Below are 15,013 nucleotides of genomic sequence, written 5' to 3'. Positions count from 1 at the left end.
AGACCTGTCGCGCCGCTGCGCAGAAAATCGACGCCCGATAGAACGCACGCATCCTTGTGTGTACCACCCCTCCCGGCAGAGCGCCGGTCTAGCCTCGCCGTCGTCGTACAGTGCAGCGTCGTTTTAATCGTGCACAGCCACCGCTTAACCGCGTAACGCACACCGCTTTTCCCAACATGCCCAACCTCTCGCGCTCGCCATCGGACAACATTCAAACTTGGTATGGCGAGGCCGAAAAAGCGCGTCAAGCCGGCGATATCGCCACGGCGCAAGCCGCCGTCGAGCGAATCCTTGAGCAAGACCCGAGGCGTGCCGGCGCCCTTTACTTGCACGGGCTGTTGGCGCTCGATTCGAACCAGTTCGAAGCCGCGCAAAGCTGGGTTGAGCGCGCTATCGAGGTCCATCCTCACCTGGACTTCTACACCACGCTGTGCGTCATTCAACTCAAGTTGAATGCCTACGCAAGCGCGCTGCAAACGGCCCGGCAGGGTCTTGCGCGCCAGCCCGATTCGATCGGGCTACGCTTCTACGAAGCGGGCACGCTGTTCATGCAAGGGTTTCTCGACGACGCGGCCGTCAGCTATCGCAAGCTGCTCGCGCTCGAACCGGATAACCTGCAGGTGCTCGCTAACCTTGGCGTTGTTGCCCAGTTTCTGGACAAGCTAGAGGAGGCCGAGCGGCACCTGCGCCGCGCAATCGCGTTATCACCGGATTCTCGCAGCGCTCGCGGCCATCTCGGGACGGTCTTGCTGGCAACGGGGCGTTACGAAGAAGGGTGGCTCTGTTACGAGGACCGCTGGGCCAATTTTGTGCACGCCGACGGAAGCCCATCTATAGAAGCACGCCCACGAGTCCCACTCCCGCAATGGCGAGGTGAACGTCCGGAGTCGGTCATTCGCGCGGAACACGACCCCGCACGAGGAGCACGTCTGCTGGTCGTTCCAGAACAAGGTCATGGCGACAGCCTGCAGTTTGTCCGCTACCTGCCCCTGGCGCTCGAGCGCTTTTCGCAGGTAGGTCTCATTTGTCCGCCCTCCTTGCGCCGCCTGTTTGAAGAGTCGCTTTGTTCCCGCTGGCCGGGCCTCGTCATGCTTGATGACGGACTCTCTGCCCTCGATCACTGGGACTGCCACTGCTCCATGATGTCGCTACCCATGGCGTTCGGCACCCGCCTCAACAACGTTCCGGCCGCCATGCCTTATCTCTTTGCCGATCCCGCACGCGCCGCCCTGTGGCATGCCAAACTCGCCGCATTGCCTGATCCCGGACTGCCCTGCGTCGGCGTGGTCTGGGCCGGCGGCGATGCGAACACGATGGGGGACAAAGAGCGCAGCCTGATGCCCGCGCAAATTGCGCCGCTGCTCGCATTGCGAGACATCCGCTGGATCAGTCTTCAGAAGACCGATAACCCGGCGAAGCGCGCTGATGCCGCCAGCGAGGCAAGGCTGACCGACTGGATGGACGAAGTCACGGACTTTGCGGACACCGCTGCCCTGATCGAGAATCTCGACCTGGTGATCGCCGTCGATACGTCCGTGGCGCATCTGGCCGCGGCAATGGGTAAGCCGGTATGGCTGCTCAACCGTTTCGCCGGTTGCTGGCGCTGGTTGCGCGAACGGGATGACAGCCCGTGGTATCCCACCATCCGACTCTTCAACCAGCGGCAGCGGGGCGACTGGGACGAGGTGCTGACCCACGTCGCTACGGCCTTGCAGCAGCAATTCGTGCCGCAGGACGGGCGGCCCCATCCAACCGGGAAGCCCACGCTCCGACAGTTGGCAGCGAGCGCCCAGTTTCATACGGGCAACCTGTGATTGTATCGAGCGCCCCGCTGGCAGAACCGGTTGAGTTCTATGGCCGTGACTCCCTGAAACGGTATCACGATGCTCAAGTGCTCCCTTCCCGTCAGCGTGGGATGCACGTACCACACACTTTTCTTGGGACGGTCTGGAAATAGGCGTTCCTCTGGGCGGTGTTTCAGCAGCCCATTAGGATTTGTCTCATCAATATTAAGAATATGCCGATATACCGATGAGCATAAAAAAAATACACTTATCCCTGTCGATTTTGTTCCACTTTTGGTTCCGCTTATCGCTACAAAGGATTCCCTCGGAGTACGCCCGGATCACGCATTTAAAATGCGGCTCGAAATCCTGTTGCTGTGCGGACTCATAATACATGGAAGACCCTATTGGTCAGGCGTAGCGCGAACTGTGTCACAGAGTCTTGGTCAAGATTGATCGCCTTCGACGGATTCTTATTCTGCAAGATAACGAATAAAATTCAATCAACATAAATTCTTTGCCTTGGACAAGCTTTGTCAGGCTAAACGAGATGAGGTATTAAATTGGACAATTTCAGTACAGCAAATAGATTCATGGGTAGTTTTTTTGTCGGCACCGTGGTCACGGCCGGCATCCTGCTAATGCTTGACTATGGGAGCACCTACTGGCCGCTTCTCGCGACCCTTAATGCATTCGAACAGGTGCTGGCAGCGGGAATCATCTCTATAATTCTTTTGAATGCGAGGCCATTGGCGTTAAAGACAATCTGGGCCCACCGACGTGACGAATTCCTGCTCGATGAAGATTTAAATACAATCATTCGCGGCAGGACGTTCGGTGTCCCTGCTGGTGTAATTATTGCGATCCTGATAAAACTCTGCATTTTATCTTGAAGTTTTATGGCAAGGAATCATCATCTGCACGTTCTGTAAAACTCCACAACCTGTCATGTCATTAATGGCATTAAATGTAGTCTCACAGTTTTTCAGCTATCGTTTTATCAGGAATCTTTTAAAGATGAGTGAACAGGTCGCTGTCCCTACCCTCGCAACCATTATTCCTTGCCACAACAACGCCGATACTCTGGAACGCGCGATTTATTCCGCGCTGATCCAGCCTGAACTGGACGAACTGGTAATCGTGGTCGACGGAGCTAGCGACAATAGCCTGCTGGTCGCGCAGAAGTTCGCGCAAAGCGATCCACGCGTGCGCGCCATCGGTCTTGCCACTTGTGGTGGACCCTCGCTGGCGCGTAATTTAGGCGCTGCGGCGGCGACTACTGACATCCTGTGCTTTCTCGATGCAGACGATGAACACTTGCCCGGCTATTACGCCTTTGCAAAGGCAAACCTTGCGGCCAATCCGCAATGGGCTGGCCTGAAATCAGGCATACAGATTGTCGATTTACCGGATGATTTGTCGTGCGAGGATAGCGATCCTCGTTATATGGCTGCGGTGTTTTCCGCACCGTGGAATCTTGCGATGCGCAGGCCGCTATTCTGGCTCGCCGGCGGATTCCCTCAGGGCGAAGCCTTTCGCGGCAAGCTAGGTAGTGAGGATACGGTGTTCAACACTGCATTTCGCGAATGCTTCGACGTTTGGTTCACGCCTCAAAAATTTTGTCGTCACTACAACCGGCCGGGTTCACATCTCGAAGTGTTTCTGCGTCGCGCCCGCGTGGTGGACGGGCAGATTCATTTTAATGAATTCCTGCCCGAGGAACTTGATGGCTCGCTACGTGATGCTACCGTCCGGCACGTCGCACAAGCCGTTGCCAATCAGTCAATGCCCTCTCTTAAAACAGCCGCGAATGCAGCTTGAGCGTCCTCGCGAGATGAAGGCTATGTAGTGTGCCTCGCAGTTGACGTCCTTGTGACGGTTGCTGTCGCTCTTGAACCGCCTTTACATATCAATCAATCACGCTGGCTTCAGCCGCCCTCTCGGCAAGCATGGCCATCACAATGCCGGCTGTGCGCCGCACATGTTCGAGCGATGCCGCAGCGGCGGCATCGCCATCTTTCTTGGCGATAGCAGCCAGCAGCTTGTTCATCTCGCGATTCGAGTCCGCACCCCTTCCCGGCGAAGCAATGGTCACGGATCGCAACTGGTTGATGCGCGCATTCAAGGACTTGACCACCTGATGCATCATCAGCTTCTGGCCGCCAGTGAACATGGCTTCGTAGAAACGCTCCGTGTAGGTCAACACGCGCTTGAAGTCCGACTGGTCGAAGGCCTCTTCAATCTCCTTGCGAATTTCGCGTAGCTGCTTCACCAGCGCCGGGGTTGCATGCTCCGCACAAGCGCGCGCCGCCTCGGACTCGAGCAACGCACGAATTTCATAGATCTCCTGAACCTGCTCCGGGTCGAGCCGCGCGACAATCGGCCCGGAATGCGCGACGGTCTCGACCAGGCCCTCTGTCTCGAGGTGGCGCAGCACTTCGCGCACCACGGTCCGGCTGACGCCCAGTTGATCGCATAGCGTGCGCTCGATCAGGCGGTCGCCGGGATGATAGATGCCCTGTGAAATTGCATCGCGCAACTTCGCGAGCGTCAGCTCGCGCAACGTCGGTGCACTTCGGTCGACACGCATTTGATCGATCATGGTTTTGTTGTCTCCGGTCTGATATCCGGAATCCCTGGTTTTTGGAATCCCATAGTATTGCACACACGTGCCGTATTCTCGTCGGCCTCGCAGGGCACGCGTTCATCAAGCAGCGAACACCCGGGCGCTCTCGTTCTCCCATTCAAGCCACGCCCGCGCACCGACCGCCAGGCTCGGCTCGCGCGAACTGATGGACGTCCGTACCGCGATCTCCTGTTCCCAGGGCGTAGCGACCGCGTAGTGCATGGTATCGCCGAGATACGTGACATCGCGAACGACCACCTGCAAGCCGCCGTCCGAAGCCTCCGACGGCTGCGCGCGAATCCGGATCTGTTCGGGCCGAAGCATCAGCGCGCCGTTGTCGCCATCGTTTAGCGCATGATCGAACCCGCCGACCGATACCGGCTTGCCGTTCGGAAACACCGCCTGCGACGAGCCGTTTCTGCCTGCCAGCGTAACCGGCAAGAAATTAGAGTTGCCGATGAAACTCGCGACAAAACGCGACGCCGGCTTCGCATAAAGCTCCTCGCCGCTGCCCACCTGCTCGATGCGCCCTTTGTTGAACACAGCGATGCGGTCAGACAGGCGCAGCGCCTCTTCCTGGTCGTGGGTCACATACAGGATCGTCACGCCGGTCTGCTGGTGGATGCGCCGGAGTTCTGTCTGCAGTTCCTCGCGCAGCTTCTTGTCGAGCGCGGAAAGCGGTTCGTCCATCAGGAGGACCGGCGGATCGTAGGCGAGCGCGCGGGCAATCGCCACGCGCTGCTGCATCCCGCCCGATAGCTGATCCGGCATGCGGTCGCGGCAATCGCCGAGGTGCACGAGCTTGAGCATCTGCTCGACCTTCGACTTCACCTGGGCATCGGGCAAACGCCGCACGCGCAACGGAAACGCGACGTTCTCTCCAACCGTGAGATGCGGGAACAGTGTGTAGCGCTGAAACACCATGCCGATGTTGCGCTTGTTCGGCGCGACCGAGAGCAGCGACTTGCCGTCGAGCAGCACACGTCCTTCGGTGGGCGACTGAAAGCCCGCGACAATGTACAAAGTCGTGCTCTTGCCCGAGCCCGACGGTCCGAGGAAGGTCATGAACTCGCCCTTCTTGATATCGAGCGAAACATGGTCGATAGCGACCACCTGGTCGTAGGTTTTACGAAGCCGTTGAATTTGCAAAAACGGTGCGCTCACGATTTACCTCTCTTGAGAACAAGCCCCAGCAACATCAGGATGACAGTCAGGCCGACCAGCAATGAAGACGCCGCGGCAATCACAGGCGTCAGGTCCTGCCGCAACGTGCTCCAGATGCGCACGGGCAGCGTCTGCAAGGTCGGGCTCGCCATGAAGATCGACACCACGACCTCGTCCCAGGACGCCAGGAACGAGAAGATGGCAGCGGCGAACAGGCCGAGTCGAATGGCGGGCAGCGTGACGCGCCACTTCACCTCGAACGGACTTGCACCGCAGATCAGCGCAGCGTCTTCGAGCGCGGTATCGAAACTCTCCAGCGAATTGCTGATGGCGATGATCGAAAATGGCAACGCAATGATCAGGTGCCCAATCACGAATCCGACCAGCGTTCCGGTCAGGCCGATGCGCAGGAAAAAGGCGTACAACGCAACGGCGAGCACGACTACGGGCAGTACCATCGGCGTAAGGAAAAACGCTTTCAGCAGCGCACGTCCCCGGAAGCTGCCACGCGTCAATGCAAGCGAAGCAAAGAGGCCGAGCACGACCGACAACACCATCACGACCACGCCCAGTTCGACACTGGTGATCAGCGAGTCGAGCCAGCCCGGATCAGAAAACAGCATGCTGTACCAGCGCCACGTCCAGCCGGGCGGCGGAAACATCAGCCACTGCGAATCACCGAACGACAACGCGACGATGAACAGCACCGGCAGCAGCAGGAACAGCGACACGGCCGCGCCGACACCCAGCAGCGCCCAGCGCAACGGTCCGAGACGATCGAAATCGAGCAGCATGTCAGTGGACTCCGGAAGCACCCGGCGCGCGGCCGGAAAAGCGCAGTTGCACCGCATAGAGCGACAACGTCACGAGCAGCAGGACGAAGGCGGCGGCGCCCGCGAGCCCCCAGTTCAGCAATTGCTGCACGAGTTGCGCGATCAGTTCGGCGAGCATCATGTACTCCGGACCGCCAAGCAACGCAGGCGTCACGAAGTACCCGAGCGCCATCACGAACACCATCAATGCACCGCTCGCAATGCCGGGCATGGCGAGGGGCACCAGCACGCGCCAGAACGCCTGCCAGCGGCTCGCGCCGCAGATAGCAGCCGCACGCAGCGTGGTGGGATCGATGGCGCGCAGGGTCGCGTGCAGCGGCATCACGAGGAACGGCAACATGATGTAGGTCATGCCGATCGTGACGCCGGTCAAATTGTTGACCAGCGTCAGCGGTTCATGAATCACGCCCAGCCACATCAGCAAGCGGTTGATCGGACCTGTCTGCTGCAACAGCACCATCCAGGCGAAGGTGCGTGCGAGCAGGTTGGTCCACATCGACAGCAACAAGATTGCGAACACCAGCTTGCTGATCCAGCGCGGTGCGATGGCAAGCAGCCATGCGGTCGGAAAACCAATCACGAGCGTCACTGCGGTTACCACCGACGCCACGAAGAAGGTGTTGCCGAACACACGCAGGTAAGTCGTCGAGCCGAATAACTGCGCATAGTTCTGCAGGCCAGGCGATGGGTCCAGCACGCTCCTCAGCAGCAGTGACAGCACCGGCAACAGGAAGAACACGATCAGCAACAGCAGGGCCGGCAACACTAGCCGCGCCCTCCTGAAACCGGCGCTCACCTTCGGCAGGATCACCGCAGGCTCCGCGACAGTGCTCAATGCGTTCGACATGACAACTCCTTCAAGATGATCGGCCGCCATTGCTTTTATTTCGGCTTTATTTCGATTGCCACGCATACCAGCGCTTGGCGATTTCATCGCGATGATCGGCCCAGTACTTCATGTCGAGGTTGATCTGCGTCGCCTTGTACTGGTCCGGCTGCGTCTTCGCGACATCGGCGGGCAGCAGCGCGGCCGACTTCAGGTTGACCGGCGCGTAGCCGGTTTCAGCCGCGAAATTCGCCTGCGCCTGCGCACTGGTCGCGGTGGCGAGGAACTTCATCGCCTCGTCCTTGTGCTTCGCGCCCTTCGGCACCACCAGCATGTCGGCGGCGGTCAGGTTCTGGTTCCACGACACACCCACATCCACACCGGTTTGCTGCAATGCATGCAAGCGGCCGTTCCAGAATACACCGAGCGGCGCCTCGCCCGATGCCATCAACTGCTGCGACTGCGCGCCGCCGCTCCACCAGACGATCTGGCTCTTGATGGTGTCGAGCTTCTTGAACGCACGGTCGAGGTCGAGCGGATACAGCTTGTCGGGCGCGACGCCGTCGGCAAGCAACGCGACTTCCAGCACCCCCGGCGCGGACCATTTGTAGAACGTGCGTTTGCCGGGAAAGCGCTTGGTGTCGAAGAGATCTGCATAGTTAGCAGGACTGCCGTTCTTGAACGAAGCCTTGTTGTACCCGAGCACGAACGAATAATAGAAACTCCCGACCGCACCCGGTGACATGAAACGCGGATCGAGCTGGCTCTTGTTCACCACCGAATAATCGATCGGCTCGACCAGCCCGTCGCGCAATGCGGCATACGCAAAATCACCTTCCACGTCGACCACGTCCCACTGTACGTTACCGCTGTCGACCATGGCCTTGAGCTTGCCGTAATCGGTCGGCCCGTCCATCAGCACCTGGATTCCCGATGCCTGGGTGAAGGGCGCCGCCCACTCCTTCTGTTGAGCCGATTGCGTCGTGCCGCCCCAACTGGCGAACACGATCGGCGCGGCGGCCGCGAACACGGGCGCGGTAACCGAAACGGCAGCGGTGACGATCAATGCGCGCACCAGGGCGTGCAAATGTAAAGGTTGCTGCATGACGACTGCTCCTTGAAAGGAAACGGCTGGCTTCGAGAGGATTAACCTTCAACGGCTGGTTTTACTTGAGCGGCGAAAATGCAGCGGGCTTCATGATCTTGCTTTCCATCGTTTCCAGCAGCGCCTGAATCTTCGGTGCGAAGGTCTGCCACGCGGGGTCTTCCGCCAACCGCTGACGGCGAGCTTCGCGATCGTCGAGGCTTGTATAGGCCCATATGTGGACGATCTGGTTGAGTGGCCCGATCTCGGAGAAGAAGTAGCCCACGAGTTCTCCCAGATGCTGCTTCTGTAAAACGATGCCCTCTTCCTCAACCAGTTTCAGGTACGCGGGAACCGCGCCGGTGCGGATCTTGTAAGTGCGAATTTCGTAGTACATGGCGGCTCGTTCTTGTATGTCTTCAACGCATGACGAAGGGATCGGCGATCGGCTCGTCCGAGGTACGGATCCATACGGATTTGGTTCGGGTGTAGTCGAGCACGGCGTCGAGCCCGCCTTCGCGTCCGAGACCGCTCAACTGGTAACCGCCGAACGGGACGATCGGTGAAACCGCGCGATAGGTGTTCACCCATACGATGCCAGCGCGAAGCCTGCGAATCAGCCGATGTGCGCGCGTCAGGTCGCGCGTGAATACGCCTGAAGCGAGGCCGTATCGCGTGTCGTTTGCAAGCGCAATTGCTTGCTCTTCGGTATCGAAACTCATCACGCTGAGCACGGGACCGAAGAGTTCCTGCGCGACGCTTGGCACATCTGACGCAGCGCATTCGACAATGGTTGGCTCGAAGAAAAACCCTTCACCCATGCCCTCGGGACGATGGCCGCCGGTCAACAGCGTCGCGCCCGCGGCGAGGCTTGCCGCCAGCACAGATTCAATATGGTCGCGTTGTTTGGCTGTAGCCAGCGGGCCCATTTCCGTATCTACATTCTGCGGATCGCCTATCTTGATTGCCCGCGCTTTCTCGACCAGTTTCGCCAGCAGCTGGTCACGAATGCCGCGCTGCACGAGTAGCCGCGAACCCGCGACGCAACTCTGACCGGTCGCCGCGAAAATCCCCGCGATGACCGCGTTGCTGACGCTTTCCACGTCGGCGTCGTCGAAGACCAGTACCGGCGATTTACCGCCCAGTTCCAGCGAGGTCGCCGCCAGGTTCTCAGCCGAATTCCGCACGATATGGCGCGCCGTTTCGGGACCGCCGGTGAACGCGATTTTCGCGACGAGCGGATGAGTGGTGAGCGCGTGACCGCAATCGGCGCCAAAACCCGTCAGGATGTTCACCACGCCTGCCGGAAAGCCAGCTTCATGGATCAGCCGCGCAAACGCGAGCAGCGGTGCCGGGCCCTCTTCCGACGCCTTGATGACGATCGTGCAACCTGCCGCAAGCGCCGGTCCTATCTTCACCGCCGACAAAAACAGTTGCGAGTTCCAAGGCACGATTCCGGCGACGACACCCACCGGCTCGCGTCGCAGAAACACCTCCATGTCCGGCTTGTCGACGGGAAGATAGGCTCCCTGGATCTTGTCCGCGACGCCCGCGTAATAGCGGTAATACTCAGCGACATAACCAATCTGGCTGCGCGTCTCGCGGATGATCTTGCCGGTGTCGGCCGTCTCGAGCTCAGCCAGATCCTGCGCGTTGGCCGCAACCAGATCAGCGAGCCGGTACAGCAACTTGCCGCGCTGGCTTGCATTCAGGTTGGCCCACTCGGCCGAGAACAGCGCGCGATCGGCCGCTCTGACTGCCCGGTCGACATCCGCCGCGCTGGCCACGGGCATGCTCGCCCAAACCTCGCCGGTTGCCGGATTGATACTGTCGAAGGTCTGCGAGGCGTCGCTGAATTCGCCATCGATGTAATGCTGGAACTTCTGCAACATGTCATCTGCTCCGGTTAGCGGGCATCGAACGCGGGCATCACGCCGGAAATAAACAGCTCCAGCGAACGGCGTTTGCGCTCGAAGCTCATGTTGCTGTCGAGCCAGAAGCTGTACTGATCGAAGCCGAGTTCTTCATATTGTTTCAACCGCCCGATGACATCGGCGGGCTGTCCGATCACCAGGTTCTTGCGAATCTGCTCCGGGGTGTACTGCGGGAACGACGCGATGTCGGCTTCTGTCAGCGGCTCGATGAAGCCCTGCCCCACCGGCCGCTCGTTCTTGAACCACTTGCTGAAATAACAATAGAAGCGGCTCAGGTCCGCCACGGCGGCATCGACTTCCGCAGCGTCCGCACCCACGAAGGTGTGCATCAGCATCATGATCTGTGGACGCGGCACGTCGGGGTTCGCCATGCAGGCCGCGTTGAAACGGTCCATCAGGTTCACCACTTCGCCGTCACCCGCCGCCAGCGACGTGACCTGCACATGGCAGCCGTTCCTCACCGCGAACTCATGCGAATTCGGATCGCGCGCGGCGAGCCACATCGGCGGATTGGGCTGCTGGACCGGGCGCGGCACCGGCGTGGTCGAAGGCCACGACCAGAACTCGCCCTGATGCGCGTAGTCGCCCTTGAACAGGTTCCGCAGTGCCGGCACGAGTTCACGCATCCGTGCGCCCGCGCCGAACGCGTCGAGGCCCGGTAGCAAGCGTTCGTATTCGAAGGAGTACGCACCGCGCGCAATGCCGAGGTCGAGGCGCCCGTTGCTCGCGACGTCAACCATGCCGGCTTCGCCCGCAAGGCGGATCGGATGCCAGAACGGTGCGATCACCGTGCCGGTGCCGAGACGAATGCGTTCGGTGCGCGCAGCAAGGTATGAAAGGTTGATGAAGGGGTTCGGCGCGATCGTGAATTCCATCGCGTGGTGCTCGCCGACCCACGCAGTTTCGAAGCCGCCCTGTTCCGCGATCTGGACAAGTTCGGTGAGTTCGTCGAAGAGTTGCCGATGCGAGGTATGCGCGTCGTAACGCTCCATATGCAGAAACAGCGAGAATTTCATTATCGACCTATGTGCCAAGGAAACCGTCCGTCTTGCTGCGGGCGCGATGAACCCTGGCGTCCCGCTTCGTGTCGACCGCTTGAACGTTGCGGCTGGTATTACGGTATTCCATCGAATGTCGCAAATCAAGCGTTTCAATATTATGGTATTCCATAATATTAGATGCACATATGGATGGGGTTAGGGAGGAGGAGAAAGGCGCGGGTGAGCCCGTGCTGGAACGAACCGGAAGAAGTGAAGCGCTGAATAAGCTGAGGGATAGCGAACCGCTGGCTTACAGCCGCTCCACATAACCGAAGACCGCCCGGATCACCCGGCGTTCCAGTTCGCCGATGTCCGTTTCGCCGCGCTCTCCTGCGGAATCGGTCAGCCCGCGGGTGATCGCCAGGATGTCATAGGCCAGGACGGAAACGTCCTCGGGCACACGCTCCGGGCGCTTCTTCAGCACCTCGGCAATGGCTGCATGAATGGCGCTTCCGACACGCACGGCATGCGCTGGAAACGGCAATCGGGCCTCCTCGAAATCGAGTAGCCGTGCGAGTTTCGGACGTGTGAGTTGATGCTCGGTCGCCGCGCGAATCATTGACCTTAGCGCGTCTGCCCAGTCGTCCATGCGAGCCGCCTTCACTAGGGCGTCGAGCAAGACAGCAGACTCTTGTTCGATCAACGCGATGGTGATGGCGTCCTTACCGGGGAAGTACTGGTAAAGCGAGCCGATACTCACGCCTGCTCGCTCGGCAATTGCATTGGTCGTGTAACCCTCGAAACCTTGCTGCTCCAGAATGTGAGCCGCCGCTTCGAGAATAATGCCCACGGTCCGGCTCGAACGTGGCTGAGCCGGTTGTTTCCTGGGGTTGAGGCGGGTAGCGGAGCGTGGTGGCGTCATGTCCGGAATGCGAGTAGCCGATGTGAGCTTGTGCTCGTATTATCTATCAAACATATCGACAAATGTGCTGATCGATTCCTTTCCGGGTTGAAAGCCTGCCCCTGACCACCGCCCTTATTTCATGACAATTAGCGATCCTTATCTTTTATCCGCCTTGATCCGTGGCATCACCGATCAGTTGGCCGCATCGGCCGTGCCGCCCAAGCCGGACGAGACAGTCAACCACCTCATACAACGCGTCACTCAAGCAAGCACATGGGCCAAAACGGTGATGCAAACGGCGCTCAGCCAACATTATCCGGACATTGGATGGTCCGGTTCGGAGGCGCAGCCGGATAGCCCTGATGAAGCTGCTGCGAGACCGTATTGGGTCTATGACCCGATTGACGGCGCGTATCACTATATTCAGGGATTGCCGCTATGGTCCAGTTCGCTGGCTTTGATCAGCGAGGGCCGCACGGTCTTTTCAATCGTCTACGAACCATCGCTGCATGAGCTTTTCGTCGCGACAGAATTCGGCGGTGCGGCACTTAACGGTGCGCCCTTGCGGGTATCGGGAAAGTCGGATTTACGCACTGCGGTTGTTGCTACCGCGTTGCCTCCCTTTGGATACGGCGACGAGGACGAACACCGTCGATCGGTTGCGTTGCTTGGCGCAATGTCCCGGCGTGTGTTTGTCGTGCGGCAGATGGCTTCCGCGTCGCTGCAGTTGGCTTATGTGGCTGCGGGACGGCTGGATGCCTATTGGGAAACCGGCAACGATTTATACGACTGGGTCGCGGGTGCGCTGCTGGTCCGGGAAGCTGGAGGTCAGGTCACTGACCTTGCCGGTGCGCCGCTAGGCTCGAATGCGAATGGCATTGCGGCGGCGCCGGCAGGTCTTGCGGTTGCGTTGCTTGAGGGGCTTGCGGATTGAAGACCGTCGGGCGGTTAAGGTTGGTGGTCGCCAGCGCCCCGGATTCGACCGGAAATCAATTTGTCGGAACAGGTCCGCGATCCGCGGCTCGTTATCGCCGGTGTTCGTTACGTTACGCTTTACGCAACCCCAAAACGTCGAGATACGTGTCGAGCGAACGCTGCACCGAGTTCGCTACCAGTTGCGTAATGCCGCTGAAATCGCCATTCGCGCACGCCTCATCTAGCGAATCGTAGTAGTCCAACCTGTCCTCTTTCCGGATGATTGCGGGGGGATAGCCGGCCTTCATCAACTCGAAGTTGAGAAGCAGGCGCCCGGTCCGGCCATTTCCGTCGACGAACGGGTGGATCTTGACGAATCGTGTGTGCAGTTCGGACGCACGCTCGACCGCGTGCATTTGCCCTGCTTTTTCGTGCCACTCGATCAGCGACTTCATTTCCTGCGGAAGATGGAGAAAATCGGGCGGTGTCGTGCTCGCACCAGCGATCACCACGTTCTCCTGCCGATAGCGGCCAGCGCCCTTGTCGTCGATAGTCTTCAGCACGAGGCTGTGAATATTCCGTATCTGCCACTCCGTGAGCACCTCGTTCTTCCCGACGATCTCCTCCACAAAAAGGATCGCGTCGCGGTGGTTCGTGGCCTCGAAGTGTTCGCGCAGCGACTTGCCTCCAACCGTGATGCCCTCAAGCACCACCTTCGTCTCACGAAGCGTGAGCGTGTTTCCCTCGATCGCATTCGAGTGATACGTCCATTCCAGCATCAGTTTTTCGCGTAGCGACGCGAGCGTGTGAGCGGGCAGCGGACGCGCTGCGTCCAGCTTGGCCTTATCGGCATCGATTGCTTGCAGCAGTGGCTGCCGTTGGGGGGTCGTCACGTTCTTGCGCCTTGCCTTTGTATAACGGATAACACATGAGGCGATTAATCCACGCCACCATTGCTGCCCTGTGTGTTCCAGCACGTCAAATGTGCCTTGACAGTTACCAGTCACGAGGCGGTTGTCGATATAGCCGTCAAGCGCTACAGGGCGTGTTGAACAGTACGGGCTGAACCCGAGATATCCTCACCGACTCCGGCCACGGTATTACACCCTGTCAACGAAAGCAACGTAACGACGAGCGATAACATCGTCACACAACGTCCAAATATGTTCACCGCCACCCTCCAAATTTTCGGCTACCAGCCGTCATGCGGGGCGCAGCTTGCGCCATGGTCTTTTCCGCTATTCAGCGTAAAACTCTGACGACAATACCTCATCGACTTGCCACGGGAACGCCTCGGGGAACGCGTCGAGGTCCAGGCCAGTTTCGTTACTCGCTATGCTCCGTGCTTTGGACCAAACAATGTCGAGCCACGCCTCGTCGCCGAACTTGCCGTGCAAACTCGGCGCTTCACTCAGCACGTAGGCCACCTCTTTGCGCTGCGTACGGATCGTGAACTGCCAGCTCTTGCTACGCCGTCCCGGCTGGTATTGCCACTTCAGAAGATGAGCCAGCAGCACCGGCATGCGGCTCGCCAGTTCGCGTTGCTCGCTTTTGCCCAGGTCCTCAATCTCCTCTGCAATGTGCTCAACGTCGATAGCGGTTAGCTTGCCCGCGCGTAATAGCCCTGCTTGCTCGTTGGCCCACGCCACCACGTCTTGTTCGTATCTCGTTCCCATGATTGTTCCGTATCGAGACAATGAGTAGATTATTGATGCACTTGTGCACCACGTCAACGCCCTTTCACGACCTTTAAGATAGTTTTTCGAGCATGATCAAGAACGTTGTCGGGGCATACCCGGCGCCGCGCGCTATCTGGTGCCGCGAGATACGCTTTCCATGTCGATAGCGCAATGGGGAATGCTTGTCCCTTATTAAGGGCCGCAAGCGCGTCAGCCTGCGTAATACCAGCCTGCTCAATAAGCGCACGCAGTGCAATGCCGTTATCAAGAACCTCGTTCATAGC

General features: G+C 59.2%; 16 protein-coding genes. 4 read left to right on the top strand and 12 right to left on the bottom strand.

What is annotated here, in order from left to right; all coding sequences use genetic code 11:
- The first annotated feature begins 176 nt into the window (after positions 1-176).
- The 3 genes from ACSQ8V_RS22510 to ACSQ8V_RS22500 all read left to right on the top strand — a co-directional run bounded on the left by ACSQ8V_RS22510 (position 177) and on the right by ACSQ8V_RS22500 (position 3,605).
- Positions 177-1,814: a tetratricopeptide repeat protein gene (locus tag ACSQ8V_RS22510; protein ID WP_436207208.1), complete on the top strand. Its 1,638-nt coding sequence runs from the start codon at positions 177-179 to the stop codon at positions 1,812-1,814.
- Between the two features lie 563 nt (positions 1,815-2,377).
- On the top strand, positions 2,378-2,677 hold the full coding sequence (locus tag ACSQ8V_RS22505; RefSeq protein WP_436207207.1) for a hypothetical protein: 300 nt from the start codon (positions 2,378-2,380) through the stop codon (positions 2,675-2,677).
- A gap of 124 nt (positions 2,678-2,801) precedes the next feature.
- The gene (locus ACSQ8V_RS22500; RefSeq protein WP_436207206.1) at positions 2,802-3,605 is read left to right on the top strand and encodes a glycosyltransferase family 2 protein; all 804 of its coding nucleotides are present in this window, start codon (positions 2,802-2,804) and stop codon (positions 3,603-3,605) included.
- Between the two features lie 88 nt (positions 3,606-3,693).
- Here the strand turns inward: ACSQ8V_RS22500 and ACSQ8V_RS22495 are convergent, their stop codons facing one another.
- The 9 genes from ACSQ8V_RS22495 to ACSQ8V_RS22455 all read right to left on the bottom strand — a co-directional run bounded on the left by ACSQ8V_RS22495 (position 3,694) and on the right by ACSQ8V_RS22455 (position 12,081).
- Positions 3,694-4,383, bottom strand: coding sequence for a GntR family transcriptional regulator (locus tag ACSQ8V_RS22495; protein WP_213762288.1), 690 nt, complete (start codon positions 4,381-4,383; stop codon positions 3,694-3,696).
- A gap of 108 nt (positions 4,384-4,491) precedes the next feature.
- Positions 4,492-5,574, bottom strand: coding sequence for an ABC transporter ATP-binding protein (locus tag ACSQ8V_RS22490; RefSeq protein WP_436207205.1), 1,083 nt, complete (start codon positions 5,572-5,574; stop codon positions 4,492-4,494).
- Positions 5,571-6,368 carry an ABC transporter permease gene (locus ACSQ8V_RS22485; protein WP_436207204.1) on the bottom strand — a complete coding sequence of 266 codons (798 nt, stop codon included), beginning with the start codon at positions 6,366-6,368 and terminating at the stop codon, positions 5,571-5,573. Before ACSQ8V_RS22485 ends, ACSQ8V_RS22490 begins: the two co-directional genes overlap by 4 nt.
- 1 nt (position 6,369) lies before the next feature.
- On the bottom strand, positions 6,370-7,254 hold the full coding sequence (locus ACSQ8V_RS22480; protein WP_213762136.1) for an ABC transporter permease: 885 nt from the start codon (positions 7,252-7,254) through the stop codon (positions 6,370-6,372).
- Between the two features lie 46 nt (positions 7,255-7,300).
- Positions 7,301-8,338, bottom strand: coding sequence for an ABC transporter substrate-binding protein (locus tag ACSQ8V_RS22475; RefSeq protein ID WP_436183757.1), 1,038 nt, complete (start codon positions 8,336-8,338; stop codon positions 7,301-7,303).
- Positions 8,339-8,399: 61 nt separating this feature from the next.
- Complete coding sequence (locus tag ACSQ8V_RS22470; protein ID WP_213762134.1) at positions 8,400-8,714, bottom strand: NIPSNAP family protein; 315 nt, start codon at positions 8,712-8,714, stop codon at positions 8,400-8,402.
- Between the two features lie 22 nt (positions 8,715-8,736).
- The gene (locus tag ACSQ8V_RS22465; RefSeq protein ID WP_436207203.1) at positions 8,737-10,209 is read right to left on the bottom strand and encodes an aldehyde dehydrogenase; all 1,473 of its coding nucleotides are present in this window, start codon (positions 10,207-10,209) and stop codon (positions 8,737-8,739) included.
- Positions 10,210-10,223: 14 nt separating this feature from the next.
- Complete coding sequence (locus tag ACSQ8V_RS22460) at positions 10,224-11,267, bottom strand: LLM class flavin-dependent oxidoreductase (protein WP_436207202.1); 1,044 nt, start codon at positions 11,265-11,267, stop codon at positions 10,224-10,226.
- 274 nt (positions 11,268-11,541) lie between these two features.
- Positions 11,542-12,081 (bottom strand): TetR/AcrR family transcriptional regulator, encoded by a 540-nt coding sequence (locus tag ACSQ8V_RS22455; protein WP_436207201.1) that lies wholly within the window; start codon positions 12,079-12,081, stop codon positions 11,542-11,544.
- 193 nt (positions 12,082-12,274) lie between these two features.
- Here ACSQ8V_RS22455 and ACSQ8V_RS22450 point away from each other — a divergent pair, with 193 nt between their 5' ends.
- Entirely contained in the window at positions 12,275-13,069 is a 795-nt protein-coding gene (locus ACSQ8V_RS22450) for an inositol monophosphatase family protein (protein ID WP_436207200.1), read from the top strand.
- Between the two features lie 112 nt (positions 13,070-13,181).
- Here ACSQ8V_RS22450 and ACSQ8V_RS22445 read toward each other — a convergent pair whose 3' ends face one another.
- From ACSQ8V_RS22445 to ACSQ8V_RS22435, 3 genes are all read right to left on the bottom strand, one after another.
- Complete coding sequence (locus ACSQ8V_RS22445) at positions 13,182-13,943, bottom strand: Fic family protein (protein WP_436207199.1); 762 nt, start codon at positions 13,941-13,943, stop codon at positions 13,182-13,184.
- A 345-nt stretch (positions 13,944-14,288) separates the two neighbouring features.
- Positions 14,289-14,726 carry a DUF29 domain-containing protein gene (locus tag ACSQ8V_RS22440; protein ID WP_436207198.1) on the bottom strand — a complete coding sequence of 146 codons (438 nt, stop codon included), beginning with the start codon at positions 14,724-14,726 and terminating at the stop codon, positions 14,289-14,291.
- Between the two features lie 53 nt (positions 14,727-14,779).
- Positions 14,780-15,010 (bottom strand): hypothetical protein, encoded by a 231-nt coding sequence (locus ACSQ8V_RS22435; protein WP_213762127.1) that lies wholly within the window; start codon positions 15,008-15,010, stop codon positions 14,780-14,782.
- Between the last annotated feature and the right edge of the window lie 3 nt (positions 15,011-15,013).

Origin of the sequence: Caballeronia sp. LjRoot31, assembly GCF_964253885.1 — a bacterium.
GTDB lineage: Bacteria > Pseudomonadota > Gammaproteobacteria > Burkholderiales > Burkholderiaceae > Caballeronia.
This window is presented reverse-complemented; position numbering and strand designations above follow the sequence as displayed.

Coding starts and splice junctions, on each gene's coding strand:
- ACSQ8V_RS22475 (WP_436183757.1), bottom strand. CDS start 8,338: ATGCAGCAACCTTTACATTTGCACGCCCTGGTGCGCGCATTGATCGTC.
- ACSQ8V_RS22470 (WP_213762134.1), bottom strand. CDS start 8,714: ATGTACTACGAAATTCGCACTTACAAGATCCGCACCGGCGCGGTTCCC.
- ACSQ8V_RS22435 (WP_213762127.1), bottom strand. CDS start 15,010: ATGAACGAGGTTCTTGATAACGGCATTGCACTGCGTGCGCTTATTGAG.
- ACSQ8V_RS22440 (WP_436207198.1), bottom strand. CDS start 14,726: ATGGGAACGAGATACGAACAAGACGTGGTGGCGTGGGCCAACGAGCAA.
- ACSQ8V_RS22480 (WP_213762136.1), bottom strand. CDS start 7,254: ATGTCGAACGCATTGAGCACTGTCGCGGAGCCTGCGGTGATCCTGCCG.
- ACSQ8V_RS22485 (WP_436207204.1), bottom strand. CDS start 6,368: ATGCTGCTCGATTTCGATCGTCTCGGACCGTTGCGCTGGGCGCTGCTG.
- ACSQ8V_RS22460 (WP_436207202.1), bottom strand. CDS start 11,267: ATGAAATTCTCGCTGTTTCTGCATATGGAGCGTTACGACGCGCATACC.
- ACSQ8V_RS22500 (WP_436207206.1), top strand. CDS start 2,802: ATGAGTGAACAGGTCGCTGTCCCTACCCTCGCAACCATTATTCCTTGC.
- ACSQ8V_RS22465 (WP_436207203.1), bottom strand. CDS start 10,209: ATGTTGCAGAAGTTCCAGCATTACATCGATGGCGAATTCAGCGACGCC.
- ACSQ8V_RS22510 (WP_436207208.1), top strand. CDS start 177: ATGCCCAACCTCTCGCGCTCGCCATCGGACAACATTCAAACTTGGTAT.
- ACSQ8V_RS22505 (WP_436207207.1), top strand. CDS start 2,378: ATGGGTAGTTTTTTTGTCGGCACCGTGGTCACGGCCGGCATCCTGCTA.
- ACSQ8V_RS22450 (WP_436207200.1), top strand. CDS start 12,275: ATGACAATTAGCGATCCTTATCTTTTATCCGCCTTGATCCGTGGCATC.